Source organism: Paraglaciecola chathamensis S18K6, from assembly GCA_000314955.1.
GTDB classification, from domain to species: Bacteria; Pseudomonadota; Gammaproteobacteria; order Enterobacterales; family Alteromonadaceae; genus Paraglaciecola; species Paraglaciecola chathamensis.
The window spans coordinates 89,185-108,686 of sequence record BAEM01000008.1; the positions used below are offsets into that span (position 1 = coordinate 89,185).

Consider the following 19,502-nt stretch of genomic DNA (forward strand, 5'->3'; position numbering starts at 1 on the left):
ACCCTTTAGTAAAGTAATTGGAATTGGTATAAGACCTCGCTATTGTTTTCTATCTTTCATCCCCCATTTTAGTATGCTACGAAAAACGATTATTAACCAAAGTTGGAGAACATATGAGCACAGTGACTTTAAAGGGTAACCCATTCAACACCGTAGGCGTGTTGCCAAGCGTCGGTGAAAGTGCAGCGGATTTCCGCTTAGTGAAAACAGATCTTTCTGAAACAACACTTGCTGACTATAAAGGCTCACGTTTAGTACTGAATATTTTCCCGTCTGTAGATACGCCGACTTGCGCAATGTCTGTGCGCAAATTTAACGAGCAAGTAAGTCAATTAGAAAATACTAAAGTGTTATGTGTATCTGCTGATCTGCCTTTTGCGGCTGCGCGTTTCTGTGGCGCTGAAGGAATTGATAATGTGGCGACCGGTTCGAGCTTTAGAGGAACATTTGGCACCGATTATGGCGTTGAGTTTGTTGACGGTCCATTGAAGGGCTTGTTGTCACGCAGTGTTGTTGTGCTTGATGAAAGCGGTAAGGTTATTTATACCGAGCAAGTTTCTGAAACGGCTGACGAGCCTGACTATGACGCAGCGGTTGCAGCGCTGTAGTAATTTAAAGTGTGTCACGCTTTTTAAGCGTCTAAAAAGAAACGAGCCGCAATGCGGCTCGTCTTAGGCGATGACTAACGTCAGTCTGTAATTAAACAGGAACTACGTTGTTCGCACATGGGCCCTTAGGGCTTTGACCAACTTCAAACTCAACCGCTTGGCCGTCGTTCAAAGTTGCATATCCACCACCGCTTTTAATTTCTGAGTGATGAACAAATAAATCTTTTCCGCCGTCTTCTGGAGTAATGAAACCGAAACCTTTGTCCGCATTAAACCACTTAACTGTACCTTTACTCATAATCTACTCTACTTTAATTAATATATTGTTTGCAGAAAACCTGCGTTAACCATTGTATAGGTTATTTTTGCGTAAATCCGTTCTATTCCACGTTTACTTCATATTTTTACTTAACAAACCCTATGGTCGATTCAATTTCGTCAGCTGGCGTGCATTTTGCTCCCTAGTTTATATAACTGATTATATTTCGGGGAAATTGGGCAAAAATTGATTTAGATAAACAGGCAAAGCTATATATCACCTGGTCTATAGGTTGGTTTTGTGTGTTTTTATCTTGTGAAAATTTGTACCCACCCGTTATGTAAATTTTATAAACCTGACTCATTTATGCATTTTTGATACTGCTTGTCGTAAATGTTAAATGAACAAAAAGGGATCAGCATGACGAATAACGCCTCTGCTTTATTTAAAGAAAATGAAAATTGCTGGAAAACCAGTCAAGCAACGCATGCCACGCCCTTAATTGATGGTGAAAATTACTATCGGGCGTTACATAGCGCGATCTGCAAAGCTAAACACAGCATATTTATTGTCGGGTGGGATATTGATAGCCGTATCCGTTTATTACGCGGAGAAGAGGAAAAGAACGCCAGTGCACCTTCTGTAATAAGCGAATTGTTAAAATGGAAAGCAGAACAACACCAAGACATTAAAATCTACTTATTGCGCTGGGATTCATCTTTAGCATTTTTTAGCCAAAGGGAAATGTGGGCTAAAGAGGTGTGGGACAATAAAACGCCAGACAATGTAGAGACGGCGTTAGACAGCACAATCCCCATGGGCGGCAGTCAGCACCAAAAAATAGTGGTCATTGACGATGAAATCGCGTTTTCAGGAGGCATGGACGTATCTACAAATCGTTGGGATACCCGTGAGCATCTTGTTGAGCAGCCTGAACGCGTAGGGCCAGATGGCCCACATGGACCATTACATGATGTGCAAATATTAACCAGTGGGCCTATTGTTATGAGCTTTGCGCATTTGGTTCGTTGGCGTTGGAACAGAATAAGCGAGAAAAAAGCGATTGATTATTCTCCTATCCAAGATCAAAGCAATGCCCTGCCAGCGTCTTGGCCGGATGACTTCCCTCCTACTATGAACAACTTACCCTGCGCTGTGGCGCGTACTATTCCATTTATGGATGGCGTAGAACCGGTTCAAGAGGTGAGACGCATGTTGCTTGACCTTATCGCGCAAGCGCAGCATTTCATTTTTATCGAGAATCAGTTTACTACTCGCCAAGAAATTGCCGAAGCCTTAAACAAGCGCTTAAAAGTCTGCCCAGATTTACAGGTTATTGTGGTCAGCTCTTATGAACCTAAGGGCAAGTTTGAGAGCGAGGCCTATTGGGCGAGCCGCATTGATTTTAAGAGAATTTTAGAAAATGGTATTGAAAGCGAACGCGTTAAAATAACCTATTCAACCGTGACAAATGAGCAGGGCAAAAGCACCCAAAAACGGGTACATTCAAAAGTGATGAGTGTAGATGACCGCTATTTGGTTATTGGTTCTTCTAATATTAGCAATCGTTCCATGAGCCTAGACACTGAAGTCGACTTAGTTTTTGCTGGGGATTGTGAACAAAATAAAAAGGATATCACGAGAGTACGCCACGATTTACTTGCTGAACACACCGGGCGCAGTATAGAGCAAGTGGAAGAAATATTTGCTAGTGACGATCCTCTCAATAAGTTGCTAAGTGATCAGGCTGAATATGGGTATCAGTTAGCCGAAGTCAGTGATGAGCAGTTTACGAATAAAGCATGGCAACCAGTGTTTAGCTCATTGTCAGATCCCGAGAAACCATTGATTGCGCCTATTCAAATGTCTAGCGGAAAAGTGGTAGGGGTGGGTAACCCTAAACAAAAAACCATTGTTTTTATGCTCGTTGCATTACTGGTACTTGTTCTCGGAGGGTTGGTTTATTGGGCGAGTCACTCTATTCCTTGGTTAACCGCAGAAAACCTTGAGCAGTTTCTAGAAGACACTAAGGGGACTATGTGGGTCATTCCCACAATATGCATAATCTATGTCATTGCAGGCTTAGTGTTTTTCCCGGTTACTGTTTTGTCGTTAGCGGTGGCGGCCGTGTACGGCCCGATATGGGGCCCCATTTATGGCATGCTTGGCGCGCTTATTAGCTCTGCTACCTTATTTGGCTTAGGTCATATTATGGGAGAGCGAGGACTACGCAAAATGGGAGGTGCGAAGATACAAGCAGTCGATGATAAGTTTAAAGACAGTGGCATTGTAGGGGTAGCTGTCATTCGTCTTATTCCTATTGCACCCTTTAGCTTGGTCAACTTGGTGGCAGGTATTTCTTCTATTGGCCTTATACAATTTCTAGCCGGGACATTCCTCGGGATGTTTCCTCCGATGATTGCCAAAGGACTAGTGGGTGATTCGCTTAGCAAGATATTTACTAATCCTTCTCCTGAAACCATTGGTTATCTAGCGCTTGGCATTGGTTTCTGGGCACTCATGATCTTTGTATGTCAAAAGTTGGCGCGCATGTATCAATTGAAAAAAGCGCAGGCGAGTTAACTGGGTATGCGCATAGTTACGTACAACATTCATAGTGGCGTAGGGGTCGACGAAGTACAAAGTTATTCGCGTATCGGTCAGTTTCTAGCGAGTCAGAATGTTGATATTGCTTTGATTCAGGAAATGGACACCCGCCCCTGTGAACGTGATACTGAACAGGATATTAAAGACTTGTGTGCTAATCACTTCATTGCGCTTAGTCGCTCACCTGCACTTGAAGAAACACATGGTTGGTATGGGAATGCTGTCTTGAGTCGATATCCGGTACTGTCAACAAAGACCGTTGATGTCAGCCAAGATGGTTTTCAACCGCGCAACATTCAAGAGGTTGTACTTGATACGCACGTTGGTCCTGTGCGAGTGATTAATACGCACAAGGGGCTAAAGAAACAGGAGCGGCGGAAGCAATTTGCACTATTGGCTGAATATTTAGAGCAAAGCATGGCAGTGTCGTCTATTCCATTGATAGTCGGTGGGGACTTTAATGAGTGGCAGTTCTTTACCCGGGCTTTTCGTACCATCAATCAGGTGTTAACAGAGCAAAAAGTGACGGCTACTTTCCCCACTGTATGGCCTTTGTTTCGATTAGATCGCATGTGGACGTCATTCAATGACAACGAGATAGAGGCTCAGGTACTTAAAACCCCAGAAACACGTTATTACTCGGATCATTACCCTATCTTGCTGAATTTTGACGACAAAACATTTGAGGTTATTTAAATTCGATAAATATATTGGCGGTTAATCGCCCCTCAGTAGGATCGGCGCTAATATCGCGATCTGGGATAATCAAGCCAGAGTGCAGTAAGTTTCCTGGGTAAATAACAAGACGGTTAGGGCGGTAATCGACTTGATTATACAAAGTAAATTGCTCAGTAGACTCAGTAATATAGCGCATTTTAGGTTGAGCGATATGCTCGATGTAATGTTTAGCTGAGTGTAAATACGCAGTCTCGCGCGCGGGTGTAATACGCTCATATTGCGTTGTATTGTCTCTGAAAAAGCCCGTTCCACCATGTTGCGAGGGATTGATATAGTGAAGTAGCGCAAAGTAATATGGCTGCACCGCATCAAAGTGAGGGATACGCTGTAACGTAGTTAAGGTACTCGGTTGTTGCGTAACCAGTGAGTAATACCCAGCTTGAGGCTTGAGTTGTAAGGCCGTGGGGATGTTATAAACCTGAACGATTTTTTGGTAAATTGAGCGCAATATATCAATTATATAGTGCCTAGGTAGAGCTTTTCTTTTTCCCGGGTAAAACGCGCCTTGGACATCATCAAAGCCCGATTCGGCGCTAGCGTGCGCTTCAAACACCTTTGGTACGAGCAGTAAGTCGTCAATTATGATGACGGGTGTTTTTTCGTTACCCACACATTTTATCTGCAACGTGCGCTCAGGGTTTAAAGTCAAAAGTTCGGACATTACTGAGCTGCTTGTGATTGGCAATAGTGGCGAATAAAGTCATTAACGTCAGGCCAATTCGCCACTTTGCGCTTAACATTCGCTTTAATGTTATTAAGAAAACGTTGTAACTCGTCGTCGCTCATCATGTCTACAATGGGATGATACTGTTTAGGCATAATGCCTTGACCTAGCATAACTTGGATCCACGAGGTTTCACCGAATAGCTCTTCGGCCTTTTTGAAGACTTTTCCTGTCCCTGCAAATAAATCCATGCGATGGGCTAGTGTGTCGGGAATAGGCATGTTTTTACAGTATCGCCAAAAGGGCGTATCCGTGCGCTCTGTTTGATGATAATGCAAAATAATGAAGTCTTTAATATCTTCGACATCAGCGCGGCTTTGCGCGTTAAATTCATCCACATCAGCCTGCTCGATACCGTTTGATGGAAACATCAACATTAAGCGCACTATGGCCCGTTGAAAAAGGTGAATTCCAGTGGATTCGAGTGGTTCAATGAAGCCAGATGATAAACCGACCGCGATACAGTTTTTGTTCCAGTGTTTACGTCGTGTACCTGTTTTGTATTTTATCACCCGAGGTTCATTCAGGGTTTCACCTTCAATATTGGCTAACAAGGCGGCTTTGGCTTGCTCATCGCTCACGTATTTACTGCAAAATACTAAGCCATTCCCAGTACGATTTTGCAACGGAATACGCCATTGCCAACCGGCATCACGGGCTATTGAGCGAGTGTAAGGTACAGGGTTAGGCTTAGCTGTCGTTTGCACGGCCACTGCGCTGTCACAGGGTAACCAATGGCTCCAATCCTCGAAACCTGTATGCAAAGCTTGTTCAATTAGTAGTGCGCGAAAGCCGGTGCAATCAATAAATAAGTCACCTTCAACGGTTTCACCAGAGGCGAGCGTTAATGAGCTTATGTCACCGGAATCTTCATTTAGCGTAACGGTTTGAATTTTACCTTCTACGCGCTTGCAGCCATGTTGTTCTGCAATTTTTCGTAGAAACTGAGCGTACAAGCCTGCATCTAAATGGTAAGCATGGTTTTGTTCTTGATTCGCCAATACGGCAAATCGGCCTTCACGGCACGCGAGGTGCTCTGGTACGTAATCGCCGATTTGCGTTACCATGCCTTTTTCTTTGCCTTTGAGCCAAAAGTGTTGAAAGCCTGCAGCCCAACAGCCTTGACCTAAAAATCCAAACGAATGAATGTAATCGTCATTTTGGGCTTTCCAATTTTCAAACTTTATACCGAGTTTGAAGGTCGCATTGGTGGCCGCCATAAACTCTTGTTCGTTTATGCCAAGTAATCGGTGAAAAATATGCAGGGTGGGAATGGTCGCTTCACCGACGCCAACTGTGGGTATGTCGTCAGATTCAATCAGGGAAACAGACAGATTCTTACCGAGTAACTTTGCCAGCGCCGCAGCTGCCATCCAGCCTGCCGTGCCGCCGCCAGCGATAACTACTCGTTTAATGGGTTTCTTGTTCATATTTGTCTTCCTGTTATTACCACACTTATTTCAGGGTCATACTTTTAATTTGTTTAGCAGGCCAGCGCGTATTTTTTTTGCGTTTTGCAAATCAAGCGGCAGGGTCAACATACCCTTAGCGTCTGCGGGAATATGTGCGTCTTTTTGGGTATCTGGTTCGAACACGTAATGCTCGAACAAATTTTGCCACGCTTTTCGCTGAGCATCCGGTAGGCTACGCAAGCTTAATATGGCTAATTCAAGGGCAGCCTCTGGGCGTCCTAAGTAGGCTGGTGTATCTCGCCACCAATGCGTAATTAAGGCGTTAAACGACTCAAGCCCTGCGACATGATGCCACCACATACTGGGAATAAATAACGCATCTCCTGGGGCAAGCTCAGTGGTTAGCGAGGCGGCGAGCGCCTGTTTAAATTTTGGGTAAGTATCAAAATCAGGGTTGTCTAAGTCCACCAAGCTGATGTCTTGCCCACCTGGTGATAACTCCATTGGACCAACATATAAATTCGCTACCTGTTCTGGGGGAAATAAGGTAAAGCGACGCCGCCCAGCAATGCAGCAAGCTAGGTTGTGCGGGAAATCATAGTGAGCAGCAATTCGAGTTTGGTTGCCTAACCAAATGCTGGTCAGTGGATTAAGGTGCGCCAGCCCTGCATTATTAAGATGATTGAACTGCGGTAACACGCTATTAATTTCGGTGGAGCTGACATACAAAGTAGGTGGGTTTTGTTGCTTTGATTGCGCTAGTAGCTTGTCTAGCACCAAGTTTAAATCCACTTTCGCACCCTGAAAGTTAAAGCCGTTCATCTGTTCGTTGTAAAACACCCGCCCGTTATTCTCTGGCGGGCCGTAACAAGCAAATATGGGGTTACCTTGATATAAGCCTCGCAAATATTCAGCGGCTTTTTCACTGGATATCTTTGCTTCTTTTACCACCGGCCACGCTGCTGCAAAGTCACGCAATACGATGGGCTGGCTTGAGCTGAAAATAAACTCTGGAATATCACCAGGCCGGCAGTTGGCTATCTCCTTGATGTGACCTTGTTGAGTCATATTGATAGGCTCACTATTACCTTGCTAGTTACCTGACGTTTCACAATGCTACTTTTTTGCGTCGTCACTAGCGGCAGTTTTGCTTAGCGTTTTTGCGTTTTAATAAATCGCGTATATTGCCATGAGAGGCGATCTGCATATAAATCGCTTGTAAGTAACCTTTGTCGTGCAACTTGCCGAGCGTATCAGCATTCAGAGCCTGAAGCGTTTCTTCATTAATAGTGTAAAAGCCAACTATTTGGTGACTTGAGCCATCATCTAACGCCACTTCGAGTGTAAATGATTCCAGTAAGTCATTTTCTAGTAAGGCTTTCATAAACTCTTTGCCATCATTTACCCCGTGGTGAATGACTTCAAGCATGTTGGCTACGTTATCTAAGTACGGTGTGTTTCCACCATACTCGAGGAACAACGCCTCACCTTGCTCATTGTTGACTCTTGGGTTATCTAAATCAATGTGCAATACCCGCTGGGTTTTTTCCTGGCCTTGTTCTACAAAGGTTTGATTGCCAATCAAAAAAGGCTGTCGGGCGACGGTCAATGGGATATACGCAGCGTCCCACTTGCCGTTTTCAAGGAATAGATTCTCTTGCTGTTCAAAGCCGAAGAGCACCACAGGAAAAAACTCGCCAGTATTGGCATCTTTATTAAAAAAGACTGGATAATAAGCTTGTAAGCTTTTGAACTCACTAGGGAAGGTAAGGGCGTACCAGACGTTGTCACCATACTCAGATGATCGCTCAGTGATGATCTTGATATTCTGATGCTCAATACTGTTGAGCAGTACGTTATTGGCCATGTTTAACCTCAGTTTTTGGAAACGCAGAGGCCGCTTTTAGCAATATGCGTCTAAGCGGCCTTTATTATTAAAGTGCGTTTATTACCTTTTACGTTAGATGAATATAACGCTTAGAAGGTATAACGCGCTCCTATGCTATAACGTGCCCCTGTTTGGGTGACATCTAACACGTCAATTTCGGTACGGCCTGAGTTACGGGTATATTCATTGGTAATATTGATCCCTTGAATAAACACGTTCAGTCCTTTTATTTGCGGTATGTCGTAACCGATATTGAAATCAACTTGGCTGTATTCTTCGGTGTAAACAGGTGCTGGGCCTACATCCCCTTGGAAGCCTGATACATAGAATTTGTCGCGCCAGTTATAGGCGATACGAGCCGAGAAACCATTTGCTTCATAGAAAGCCACAAAGTTAGCAGTGTCACTTATGCCTTGTTCGGCTATTTGATCTCCGATAACGAAATTATCATATTCATTCTCGGTATTCACTAACGTGTAGTTAGTGAACAAACCAAATCCGGTGTCACCAAACAGGTGTTGAAGCGTAAATTCCCAGCCGTCGAACGTGCGCTCTTCTGAATCATTTACCGGGGTAAAGATATCAAAGGTCATCGCTGCATCAGTCGCTGGATTACCGATAATGATAATGTTGCCACTGTCGTCTTTAAACACGTTCGGGTCGGTAGCGCCGTATGTTTCAAAGATGTATTCGCGCTGAGCTAAGCCATCGTTACCTACCGCCGCTAAGGCTTCACTTTGATATGGGCCATCCGCTGGGTTGACGATATCAAAGGTCGTGCTGATAGGGGCGGTTGAAATAAAGTTAGTCACGTCTTTCGTGAAGTAACCCACTGAAGCATAGCTGCCCTCAGCGTAATACCACTCAGCCGATAAATCGATGTTGGTAGACTCAAGCGGTTTCAAGCCTGGGTCACCAGTATTACCTGTACCGCCTGTAATACGTGCGCCTTGGTTTAAAGTTTGGCCACCTATCATGTCACCGTAGCTTGGGCGACCGATTGTTTCGCTGTATGCCGCGCGCAGCATCACATCTTCAACTACTTCAATGTTGAAATTGATACTAGGTAGAGTGTGGGTGTAACTGCCTGTACGAGTTTGAAACTCTTGAATTCCACTGGCCAGAAGCGTGACTTCTGTCGTACCTTCCCAGCGTGCGCCGTTGTATTCTGGCACCGCAGAAGTGGCGGTAATATCTGTTTCTTCATAACGCAGGCCAACGTGAACATCGTATGGCATATCACCGATTTCACCTTGGTAATTGTATTGAAGATAAACAGCAGTCATTTCTTCTTCAGTTAACTGATCTGTTGCTGCGGCGTAATCACTCGACGGACAAAATAGTGAGCCACAATCACCGACCAAGGTGCCATCCGCGAATGATGCAGGTGTGAACAGTGCTTCAGCGGCTGAACGAATCCCTTCAAAGTCAAAGGCAAAGTAGGTATTTAAAATGTCATAGTTCTCAGGGCCGAAGTCATTAAAGTTGCCGCCGTCTACGTCATCAAACTTGTCATGAATGGTTTCACGCGGAAACAGTGCGTCGTCAAATTGTCCAGCAGTGCCTTCACCGCCCCAGTTATTACGTTGCACGTTGACTTCTTGACTATGATTACTGGCGTCAGTTAATGACACACCGAAATCGATACTACCGCCATTATCAAACACGTACTCGCCGCGAAGTTGAGTTTGTTCGATTTCAGCTTGGTTACGTACATTGGTAAATACGCTGCCGGTCACGATCATATCAGACGGTTGAATTGCGTTTCCGCCACCTACTGCCAATACTGGATAATCACCGGTAAAATCTGTTGCTGCAGAAGTGCGTACAAAGCCTGCCATCGCCAATTGGTTGCTAGAGCCAAGCGGGTTATTGGGCGTATTTTTCGCTTCTGAATTGTGATAATCCAACTCAAGGTTTAGGCTATCGTTAACTTGCCAATCTAAATTCACACCGATTGAATCTGTTCTGTCACGGGTACCTGCATCAGATGCCCCCATGGATAAGTCTGTTGGGGTTGCATAGGTTTCTGAATATAACAGAGGCGACGCGATAGGGCCGTCAGACCATACGTTTTCAGATGCGCCGAAACCATACCAAGCAGATACGTTGTTCCACTGGGTATCAACGTCACGGTTTACGTACGTGTAATCAACGGTAGCAGTAAATTCTTCAACAGGGCTGTATTGTAAAACTAACTGAGCGTTAGTTCTTGTACGTTGCTGTTCTTCAAACTGATAAATCGTTGTTTGTGGTACTGAATAGATATCATCATCGCCAGGACGGTTAGTTTGAGTGTCGTCTTTTGCAACACCGCCCCACGCCGCGTTACTGCCTGACCAGTCGTTATCTGCAATACCAGGGAAACTACGCCAACCTGTTCCAACGCTGGCTTTCTGGCTACCACTTTCACGTTCTGAATAACTGGCTGAAATAGCCACACCAAATTTTCCATCATCTGAGGTATTTGAGTATAAGCCCGATAGTTCAGGGGTCACCGAGCCGCTTTGAGTCGATGTGTCGTCAAGTGCCTGAGCACTGATGGTGGCGTGCATTCCTGGGTTACTAAGAGGGCGCAACGTAGTAATGTTGATAGTGGCACCGATACCACCGGTGGGCACATGTGCTTGTGAGGTTTTGTAAACTTCAACGCCGCTAACACTTTCTGCAGCTAAATTTGCAAAATCAAATGAGCGTTCACCTGTGGTCGTCGGCAATTGACGGCCATTTAAGGTTACTAAGTTACGAGTAGGGCCAAAGCCACGCACTGTTACTTGGCTACCTTCACCATTGTTACGATCGATTGCTACACCTGATATACGCTGAAGAGATTCAGCCAGGTTAGTGTCCGGGAACTTACCAATATCTTCAGCGTTTATCGCGTCAACAATACCTGTTGAAGAGCGTTTTACGTCTAAAGATTTAAGCATGCTGCCGCGTATACCTGTGACGTTAATGACTTCAACGTCGCTGTCACTCACTTCTTGCGCCACAGCAGGAGCGAGGACAGATGCACCCAATAGCACTGATATACTGGTTGCGAGTCGTGTTTTATAAAATGTTTTAGCTTTCATGTGTGTTCCCGGTTGTCGATGAACGAGTTGGTTGTAAGCGCTTTCATTGTTAGTGTTAAAAAATGCACTTATGTAAGCGCTTTCATTTAGGTTAAATTATTTGTTAAACCAGATCAACAAATAATTAACAATAAAGGTGGTAACGATTTGAACATAGGTTAAATCACTACTGGTTTTTGTTCGTATCACTGGTTAGTAATTGGCTTTAAGTGTCTGATTAATAGTTAATATGTTCGTTATCGTGAGTTGAATTCACCTAACATATTAGCGACGTTCTTTACGACTTGCAGCGCATCCTTAGTAGGATGCGCTGCAAGGCCCAAGATGCGATAACCATGGCTTTTTTCTCTTTTGAGTTATCGCTTTAGTCGTTTGTTTATTTACTCAGTCGGGCAACCTATATCGGCCTTGTTAGCAGCATGGGGTACAATACGAATGTCAGACAGTGAAAGGCTCAACAGGCCTTGTGATCGCAGCGCAAAGGGGATACCAACTTTAGAAAAGTCGGTGGCGTTTTGTGTGAAACATGCTAAATCAACACTCAGTGTTTGCCAGGTCTGCTGCTGTTGCATGTGTGCACGCAAATCTATGTCGCTAGTACATGTTTCAGCGCAATTAACTTGTAACCACAAAGGCGCATTGATCGGTGAATTAACAAAGTAATCAAACTGGATCACACTATTTGCTTCGGTGTAGCTGCGCAAATCTTGCAGGAAATCATGGTAAATACGCATTTGTCCGGCATTTTCTGATAACCAGTCAATTTTAAACGCATCTTCCTGAACTCGACGATCGATGGTTCTGAATTTAAGCTCGGCATTTTCCAGCATGCTACTGGCTACCGTTTTGCTTTTCTGAGTTGTCACAAGCGCCATTTTCCAAGGAGCTTGAACACTGCGATCGTATATGGCTAAAGAAGATATTGCCTGAGCACTATCGCTGTTTGTTTCTTCAGATAATGCATTGCCCAAAGTGCTTTTTTCGCCGTACTTTAAACCAAAACCGTAAGGTAATAGCGCGGTGTCGTTTTTATCAAACCGATTAATGTTTGTCTGGGTAGGGTTTTTAGGCCATGAAAAAGAGAGTTTTCCTTTGAAATCGTGCTGTAGTTCAGCGTTTTCTGTGCTGAATAACACATCAGCCACGCCACCGCCCTCAGTACCAGGTAACCAAGCTACAACAAACGCATCAGAGGCATTTAATTCGGGGTTAACCCAAAGCGGGCGCCCGGTTAAAAATATTGAAACAACGGGTATGCCTTGGTCTTTAAGCGATTTTAACAAGGCTAAGTCCGTTTTATTACCGCGCTGATACTCTAGGTTATCCAAGTCACCGTTGCCCTCAGCATAAGGTTGCTCACCAAATACCACTATGGCCACATCAGGTCGTTGGGTGAATTTGCCATCTGCTGCTAGCTCAACGTGCCCCTTTGCGTGGGTAACGGCTTGTTTAATCCCTTGATAAATTGACGTGCCACCCGGAAAGTCTTGATTGGTGTTACCCGTGCCTTGCCAAGTGATGCTCCAACCACCTGATTGCTGACCTATGTTGTCGGCGCCGCCACCGGCAACGAGTACATTCGCATTTGGAGAAAGGGGTAAAAGTTGCTGGTGGTTCTTCAATAATACCAGTGACTCACGCACCGCTTGGCGAGCTACTGCTCTGTGCTCAGGTGATCCTATTATGTCTTTATCACCCGATAAAACGCGCTTCGCGGGGGCGGGTTTATCAAATAAACCTGCACGCAATTTCACCCGTAATATGCGGGTAACTGCGTCATCGAGGCGCGCTTCACTGATTTCACCTGACTTTACTTGAGCTATGGTATTTTCAAGTAACGGTTTCCATGCGCCAGTTGGCACCATAAAAACATCAAGGCCTGCATTCATCGCTTGTGGACAACTTTCGTTACTGCAGCCGGGTATTTGCCCATGGCCGTTCCAGTCGCCGACCACAAAACCGTCAAAGCCCATACGCTCTTTTAAAACCGAGGTTAGCAGGTATCGATTACCGTGGACTTTGTCGCCTTTCCAGCTATTAAAAGAGGCCATTACCGTTTGTGCACCAGCGGTTAAGCCGCCAACGTAGCCTTGGGCATGAATATCAAACAGGGTTTGTTCATCAGCAATGTTGTTACCTTGATCGTCACCGCCGATAGTACCGCCATCACCGATAAAATGTTTCACGGTTGAAATGACCTGACGCTCACCAAGAAAGTTGCTGTTAGCCCGGCCTTGCAAGCCTTTCACAATTGAGGCTGAATATAGTCTTACAATTTCAGGATCTTCAGAATAACCTTCGTATGTTCTGCCCCAACGATCGTCGCGCACCGTGGCCACTGTGGGCGCGAAAATCCAATCAATACCTGTGGCGAGTACTTCTTCAGCGGTGGCTTTGGCAATGTCTTCAATAAGTGCTGGGTTATGGGTTGCGCCTAACCCTATGTTGTGAGGGAACAAGGTCGCGCCAATCACATTATTGTGACCGTGTACGGCGTCTGTGCCCCACATGGTCGGTATCGTTGAGCCATCAATGCTGTCATCAATGGATGCCTGATACATTTTTTCTGCCAGAGCAACCCAGTCACTGGGCAATGCGTGTTTATCCCCATTAGGAAATGCACCGCCGCCATTGAGATAGGAGCCAAACCCATAGGTGCGCATGTCTTCTAGCGTAATGTCACGGATTTCTGGTTGAATTGTCTGAGCAACTTTTTGCGCCAGTGTCATCTTGCCCAGAAGGTCAGCGATACGTTGTTCAATTTTTTCGTCGGGCTTTACCGCGATGTCTAACGTGGGCCAAATCTCAATCGAATTTTTGCTGGTTTTGCTTTTAGTTTCCTTTGATGGTGACGAAGCCGTGTTGGTTACATTGGACTGGCTACACCCTGCTATTAGTAAGCTTAAGGACGTGGCTGTGAACATCAGCGCTTGGTTAAATTTAAAGTTCATAATACAAATCTCGTTTAGAAGTTAGACTGATGTTGATGAAGTAGGTTTTGAGCCTTGAACACCGTAAAAAGCGATGTATAAATAGCAAATCATAGGCAACACGAAAGACAGTTGCAGGCCAATGCTATCTGCTAGCGCCCCTTGCAATACGGGGACTATTGCGCCGCCAACAATGGCTAAACATAAAACACCGGAGCCACGGCTTGTTAAATCTCCAAGACCTGCAAGCGCCAAGCTGAAAATCGTTGGGAACATGATGGAGTTAAATAAACCCACCATCAGTATTGCCCACATAGCTAACGCGCCACTGGATGAGATAACCAAAGCAATAAGTCCCATGGCGCATACACTGTTAAAGGCGAGCAGTTTGCCTGCAGGGATTTTCTGCATCACGGCTGCTCCAACGAAGCGACCAACCATTGCACCGCCCCAGTAATAACTCAAGTAAGTGGCGGCAGTGGATTCGGCTAAACCTGCAATGTACGGCTCACCTAAAAAGTTAACAATGAAGCTACCAATTGAAACCTCGGCACCGACATAAATAAAAATACAAATGGCCCCCAATGTAAGGTGGCGATGCTGTAAAGGGCTGCCCTTTTTACTCACAACAGAACCGACAACCTCAGAAGGGCTGGTATCTGGCAAGGTTATTTTGAGAAAGGTCATGGCCAGTAAAAACAAAACTGCGGCAAGTATGACATAGGGTAAAATCACGCTGTTAGCGCTCATGTCGTGTTCATCAATAACCGAAAAAATCAGTATGCCGCCTATGATAGGAGCCAAAGTGGTGCCTAACGAATTAAAGGCTTGCGTCAAAGTTAAGCGACTCGATGCAGTTTGAGGTTTACCCAGCAGTGTAACAATGGGATTTGCCGCGACTTGCAATATGGTGATACCAGATGCCAGCACAAATAAAGCGCTGAGGAATATCCAATAGGCGTGGCTGGTGGCGGCGGGTACAAATAATAAACAGCCAATACAAGCGACCAGTAAACCTGCACTAATACCGCGTTGAAAACCAATGCGTTTTACTAACCAGCCCGCAGGTACAGACACTAAAAAGTATGCACCAAAGAAGCAAAATTGAATCAACATGGCTTGGGTATAGCTAAGCGCAAACACGCCTTTTAAGTGCGGGATAAGCACGTCGTTCATTGCAGTGATAAAACCCCACATAAAAAACAACGAGGTTAAGGACGTTAACGCAAAACGATAATTTGGCGCTGTGGTGCCATTTGTCGGCTCAGTAGGCACTGCGGTGGAAGGATTTATCATGGTTTTTACCTGTCAGGTTAAGGTCAATTTAGCAAGTCGAGCTTGTTTTGTTGACCTAAGCGTAACAAAGTAATAACATTAATGTAAGCGCTTTCATTTGGTTTTTTATCTTTCAGTAAAACCAAGTAGAAATTTTTGGCATCGACAGTTGTGTAGTCTGTATTCTTTTAAGTTTGTATTTACCCTAGGCCACGAATAAGTTAATTATGAAAATATCCCTCGCAAAATCTTCTCCACTTAGCCAGACAAATTTTACCTATGGTGTTGCCACCGCTGCCTTTCAAATTGAAGGGGCAGCCGATTCTCGTAGACCATGCATTTGGGATACATTTTGTGCCACACCTGAAAAAATAAAGGATGGTTCTGATGGTCTACAGGCATGTGATCATTTTAACCGCTGGGAGCAGGACATAGAGCTGATTGAATCCCTTGGTGTGGACGCCTATCGCTTCTCTGTATCTTGGCCGCGCGTGATCACCCAAAGCGGTGAGTTAGATCACCAAGGTGTGGCATTTTATGTTCAGTTGCTTGATACCCTAAAACAGAAAAATATCAAATCATACGTGACCCTATATCACTGGGACTTGCCACAATACCTAGAAGATAAAGGGGGGTGGTTGAATCGCGAGACCGCTTATCATTTTCGTGATTATGTGGATTTAATTACCCAAGCGTTTGGGGATAGAGTGCACTCATACTCGACTTTGAATGAACCCTTCTGCAGCGCTTACTTAGGATATGAATTGGGTATTCACGCACCTGGTTTGAAAAGTAAGGCGTTTGGTAAGCAAGCGGCTCATCACTTATTACTTGCTCACGGTTTGGGCATGCAAGTTTTAGCCAAAAACAGCCCTAATACATTAAATGGCATAGTGTTGAATGTAAGCCCTTGCTACCCGAAAACGGATAGTGAACAAGATAAAAAGGCCGCATGGGCCGCAGATCAAAACCTGAATCATTGGTATGCCATGCCTGTGCTTGAAGGGCGATACCCCGAATCGATAAATTCATTACCAGAAGAAGAGCTACCGCCGATCCAAGAAGGTGATATGGCGATTATCTGCCAACCCCTGGACTACCTTGGACTGAATTACTATACCCGTGAGGTGTACCAAGATGCCGGGAATAATCAACGTGAAAAATGGGTCGATGAGTCATTGCCCTTTACCGAGATGGGCTGGGAGGTTTATCCCCAAGGTTTGACTGATATTTTGTTGCAGCTAAACAAACAATACACACTTCCACCTATTTACATTACTGAAAACGGCGCAGCCATGGCCGACAGCTACCAAGACGGTGAAGTACAAGATTTGGATAGGATTGAATACTTTCAAGGGCACTTGCAGGCAGTAAGCGATGCCGCCGAACAAGGCGTAGATATTCGGGGTTATTTTGCTTGGAGCTTGATGGACAATTTTGAGTGGGCAGAAGGGTATGAAAAGCGTTTCGGGATTGTTTATGTCGATTACGCGACACAACAACGCACCATAAAGGCCAGTGGGTTGGCATATCGTGATTTTATCAGTAGTCGCCAATTAGCTAAGAGCGCATAGTCGCAAAGGAGTCAGTATGGTCAGCGTTAAAGAGAAAATAGCTTACGGGTTAGGTGATACTGCGAGCAATATTGTTTTTCAATCGGTGATGCTGTTTTTGTCTTTTTTCTATACCGATATTTTTGGCATTTCACCTGCTGTGGTAGGGACACTGTTTTTAGTGGTGCGAATTTTTGACGCTGTGACAGACCCGCTCATGGGGGCTATGACTGACCGAACAAAAACGAAATATGGTAAATTTCGCCCTTACTTGTTGTGGCTAGCCTTTCCCTTCGGTGTGATAAGCGTCTTAGCCTTCACCACTCCAGACTTTAGTGAGCAGGGCAAAGTCATTTATGCCTTTGCCACTTATGCCTTGTTGATGATTGCTTATACGGCGATCAATATTCCGTACTCTGCGTTAGGCGGAGTGATAACCGGCGATCCTAAAGAGCGTGTATCAGTACAATCTTACCGCTTTGTGTTTGGCATGTTAGGTGGCTTAATCGTGACTGCGTTTACCCTACCTTTGGTCGAATGGTTTGGAGCAGGTGACAAAGCAAAAGGCTATCAGTTAACAATTGCTGCAATGAGTGTAGTTGGCGTCATCATGTTTTTAGTTTGTTTCGCAGGTACGAAAGAACGTGTTGCTGCGCCAAAACAAGATTCTACCTTTAAGCAAGACATGGCATCACTTTGGAAAAATGACCAGTGGCGAATTTTATCTACTGTGGCCTTCTTTGTACTCGTTGGCATGGTAATGCGTAATACGTTGGCTATCTATTACGTGAAATACTTTTTACTGCGAGAAGATTTGATCACTGCTTTTATCACATTAGGCATGATTGGTAATATTATTGGCTGCGCAGTGGCACCGATCGTGGTCAAACGAGTGTGTAAAATAAAGGTGTACACGAGTGTTCTTTTTATCGCAGCCCTCATTTGTATCGCTAGTTACTGGATACAGGCTGACCAGTGGATCCTAGCGTTTGTGGTTTATTTCATCGGTAATATATTTCTACAAATGGGGACCCCATTATTGTGGGCGAAAATCGCTGACACAGTGGATTATGGCCAGTTCAAGACCGGTATCCGTATTACCGGCATGACCTATTCCTCTGTGGTGTTTTTCATTAAACTCGGACTCGCTTTAGGGGGCGCGATTGTGGGGTGGTTGTTAGCGTATTACGGCTATCAAGCCGATACCCCTCAGAGCCCTGAAGCGGTACAAGGTATATTGTTGTCGTTTACGATTTTCCCTGCCGTGGCGTTTATTATTGTATCTTGGGTCATGAGTCGTTATAAACTTAACGACAATAAGGTGACGGAAATTCAACGTGCTATCGTTAATGAGGCAGCTTGAGCTTTACCGTGCAAGATATATTTAAGGTGAAATCAATACGTTATGGCGACAATTTATCAAGTGTCAGAGCTAGCGGGGGTGTCTTTAGCCACAGTCTCTAGAGTGATGAACGGCGGCACCCGCGTCAGTGAAAAAACGCGGGAAAAAGTGAATAAAGCAATGGAAACGCTAAACTATCGCCCCAGTTCTATTGCTCGCTCGTTAGCATCTAATTGCTCTAATAGCGTTGGAATTTTAGTGTCTGAACTGCATGGCCCAATATACGGAGCCATGATGAGCGGTATCGAAAAGCAACTTCGTACCGCAGGTAAACACGTTATTATTGCTGCTGGGCACAGTGACGCCGCAAGTGAAAAAGACGGTATCGAGTTTTTGATTGCTCGAAACTGTGATGCACTTATTCTGCACGTTGAAGCCGTGAGTGATGAATACCTTATCGAACTTGCAACAACCCAGCACAAATTTATTCTTATCAACCGTTATATTCCGCAAATCGCAGATAACTGCATCAGTTTGAATAATCGCCGAGGCGGGTATTTGGCAACCAAAGCCTTGCTAGAAAACGGTCATCGCGACATTGCTTACATCTCGGGTCCATTATGGAAAATGGATGCTAGCGATCGTTATCTTGGCCATCAAGAAGCATTGGCTGAGCACGGGATCATTTGTAATGATGCGCTGTTGTCAGAAGGTAACTTTCAGGAAGAGGGAGGCAATGAGTGTATGTTGGCCCTGCTAGAGACCAAAATACCTTTTAGTGCCGTGGTATGTGCGAACGATGAAATGGCCGCGGGCGCGATGCAGGCCGCTCGTGATAAAGGCATGGCGGTGCCGAATGATATCTCAGTGATGGGTTTCGATAACGTGTTGTTGGCGCAGTACATGTACCCCAAATTGTCTACCGTAAATTACCCCGTACAAGACATGGGGAAAATGGCAGCGAGCTGGATTTTAAAGAACATTTATCAAGCGAACCAACCTGACGTTAGCCATGTGTTCGAGCCTGAACTGGTTTGGCGTGATTCTGTTATTTCACTTAAGCGCTAATTAATCTAAACTAAAAAACGGCCT

14 protein-coding genes are annotated in these 19,502 nt (G+C 44.9%); 6 read left to right on the plus strand and 8 right to left on the minus strand.

Going from position 1 to position 19,502, the window contains the following annotated elements; genetic code table 11:
* Nucleotides 1-113: 113 nt before the first annotated feature.
* Complete coding sequence (gene tpx / locus GCHA_RS03670) at nt 114-608, plus strand: thiol peroxidase (protein ID WP_007985162.1); 495 nt, start codon at nt 114-116, stop codon at nt 606-608.
* Nucleotides 609-699: 91 nt separating this feature from the next.
* On the opposite strand, the gene GCHA_RS03675 is transcribed toward tpx, so the two are convergent.
* Nucleotides 700-906 carry a cold-shock protein gene (locus GCHA_RS03675; protein WP_007106870.1) on the minus strand — a complete coding sequence of 69 codons (207 nt, stop codon included), beginning with the start codon at nt 904-906 and terminating at the stop codon, nt 700-702.
* Between the two features lie 381 nt (nt 907-1,287).
* On the opposite strand from GCHA_RS03675, the gene GCHA_RS03680 reads away from it, so the two are divergent.
* Both GCHA_RS03680 and GCHA_RS03685 read left to right on the plus strand, forming a co-directional pair.
* The gene (locus tag GCHA_RS03680) at nt 1,288-3,450 is read left to right on the plus strand and encodes a VTT domain-containing protein (protein ID WP_193362814.1); all 2,163 of its coding nucleotides are present in this window, start codon (nt 1,288-1,290) and stop codon (nt 3,448-3,450) included.
* A 6-nt stretch (nt 3,451-3,456) separates the two neighbouring features.
* Nucleotides 3,457-4,170 carry an endonuclease/exonuclease/phosphatase family protein gene (locus tag GCHA_RS03685; protein ID WP_007985164.1) on the plus strand — a complete coding sequence of 238 codons (714 nt, stop codon included), beginning with the start codon at nt 3,457-3,459 and terminating at the stop codon, nt 4,168-4,170.
* Here the strand turns inward: GCHA_RS03685 and GCHA_RS03690 are convergent.
* From GCHA_RS03690 to GCHA_RS03720, 7 genes are all read right to left on the minus strand, one after another.
* Nucleotides 4,163-4,873, minus strand: a complete 711-nt coding sequence (locus GCHA_RS03690; protein WP_007985166.1) for a DUF6445 family protein — start codon at nt 4,871-4,873, stop codon at nt 4,163-4,165. The two genes, GCHA_RS03685 and GCHA_RS03690, sit on opposite strands and share 8 nt — an antisense overlap.
* Nucleotides 4,873-6,366, minus strand: coding sequence for a tryptophan halogenase family protein (locus tag GCHA_RS03695; protein WP_007985168.1), 1,494 nt, complete (start codon nt 6,364-6,366; stop codon nt 4,873-4,875). The genes GCHA_RS03690 and GCHA_RS03695 overlap by 1 nt, the downstream gene beginning before the upstream one ends.
* A 36-nt stretch (nt 6,367-6,402) precedes the next feature.
* On the minus strand, nt 6,403-7,416 hold the full coding sequence (locus tag GCHA_RS03700; RefSeq protein ID WP_007985170.1) for a cupin-like domain-containing protein: 1,014 nt from the start codon (nt 7,414-7,416) through the stop codon (nt 6,403-6,405).
* 67 nt (nt 7,417-7,483) lie between these two features.
* Entirely contained in the window at nt 7,484-8,215 is a 732-nt protein-coding gene (locus tag GCHA_RS03705) for a SapC family protein (protein ID WP_007985172.1), read from the minus strand.
* Nucleotides 8,216-8,325: 110 nt separating this feature from the next.
* The gene (locus GCHA_RS03710; protein WP_007985174.1) at nt 8,326-11,310 is read right to left on the minus strand and encodes a TonB-dependent receptor; all 2,985 of its coding nucleotides are present in this window, start codon (nt 11,308-11,310) and stop codon (nt 8,326-8,328) included.
* Between the two features lie 380 nt (nt 11,311-11,690).
* Nucleotides 11,691-14,261 (minus strand): glycoside hydrolase family 3 protein, encoded by a 2,571-nt coding sequence (locus tag GCHA_RS03715; protein ID WP_007985176.1) that lies wholly within the window; start codon nt 14,259-14,261, stop codon nt 11,691-11,693.
* 21 nt (nt 14,262-14,282) lie between these two features.
* Nucleotides 14,283-15,536, minus strand: a complete 1,254-nt coding sequence (locus GCHA_RS03720) for a sugar MFS transporter (RefSeq protein WP_007985178.1) — start codon at nt 15,534-15,536, stop codon at nt 14,283-14,285.
* Nucleotides 15,537-15,742: 206 nt separating this feature from the next.
* Here GCHA_RS03720 and GCHA_RS03725 point away from each other — a divergent pair, with 206 nt between their 5' ends.
* From GCHA_RS03725 to GCHA_RS03735, 3 genes are read left to right on the plus strand one after another with little or no spacing between them, the layout of a single operon-like run.
* Nucleotides 15,743-17,089 (plus strand): GH1 family beta-glucosidase, encoded by a 1,347-nt coding sequence (locus tag GCHA_RS03725; protein ID WP_007985180.1) that lies wholly within the window; start codon nt 15,743-15,745, stop codon nt 17,087-17,089.
* A gap of 16 nt (nt 17,090-17,105) precedes the next feature.
* Nucleotides 17,106-18,431 (plus strand): glycoside-pentoside-hexuronide (GPH):cation symporter, encoded by a 1,326-nt coding sequence (locus tag GCHA_RS03730; RefSeq protein WP_007985182.1) that lies wholly within the window; start codon nt 17,106-17,108, stop codon nt 18,429-18,431.
* Nucleotides 18,432-18,473: 42 nt separating this feature from the next.
* Nucleotides 18,474-19,478 carry a LacI family DNA-binding transcriptional regulator gene (locus GCHA_RS03735; RefSeq protein WP_007985184.1) on the plus strand — a complete coding sequence of 335 codons (1,005 nt, stop codon included), beginning with the start codon at nt 18,474-18,476 and terminating at the stop codon, nt 19,476-19,478.
* Nucleotides 19,479-19,502: the final 24 nt, after the last annotated feature.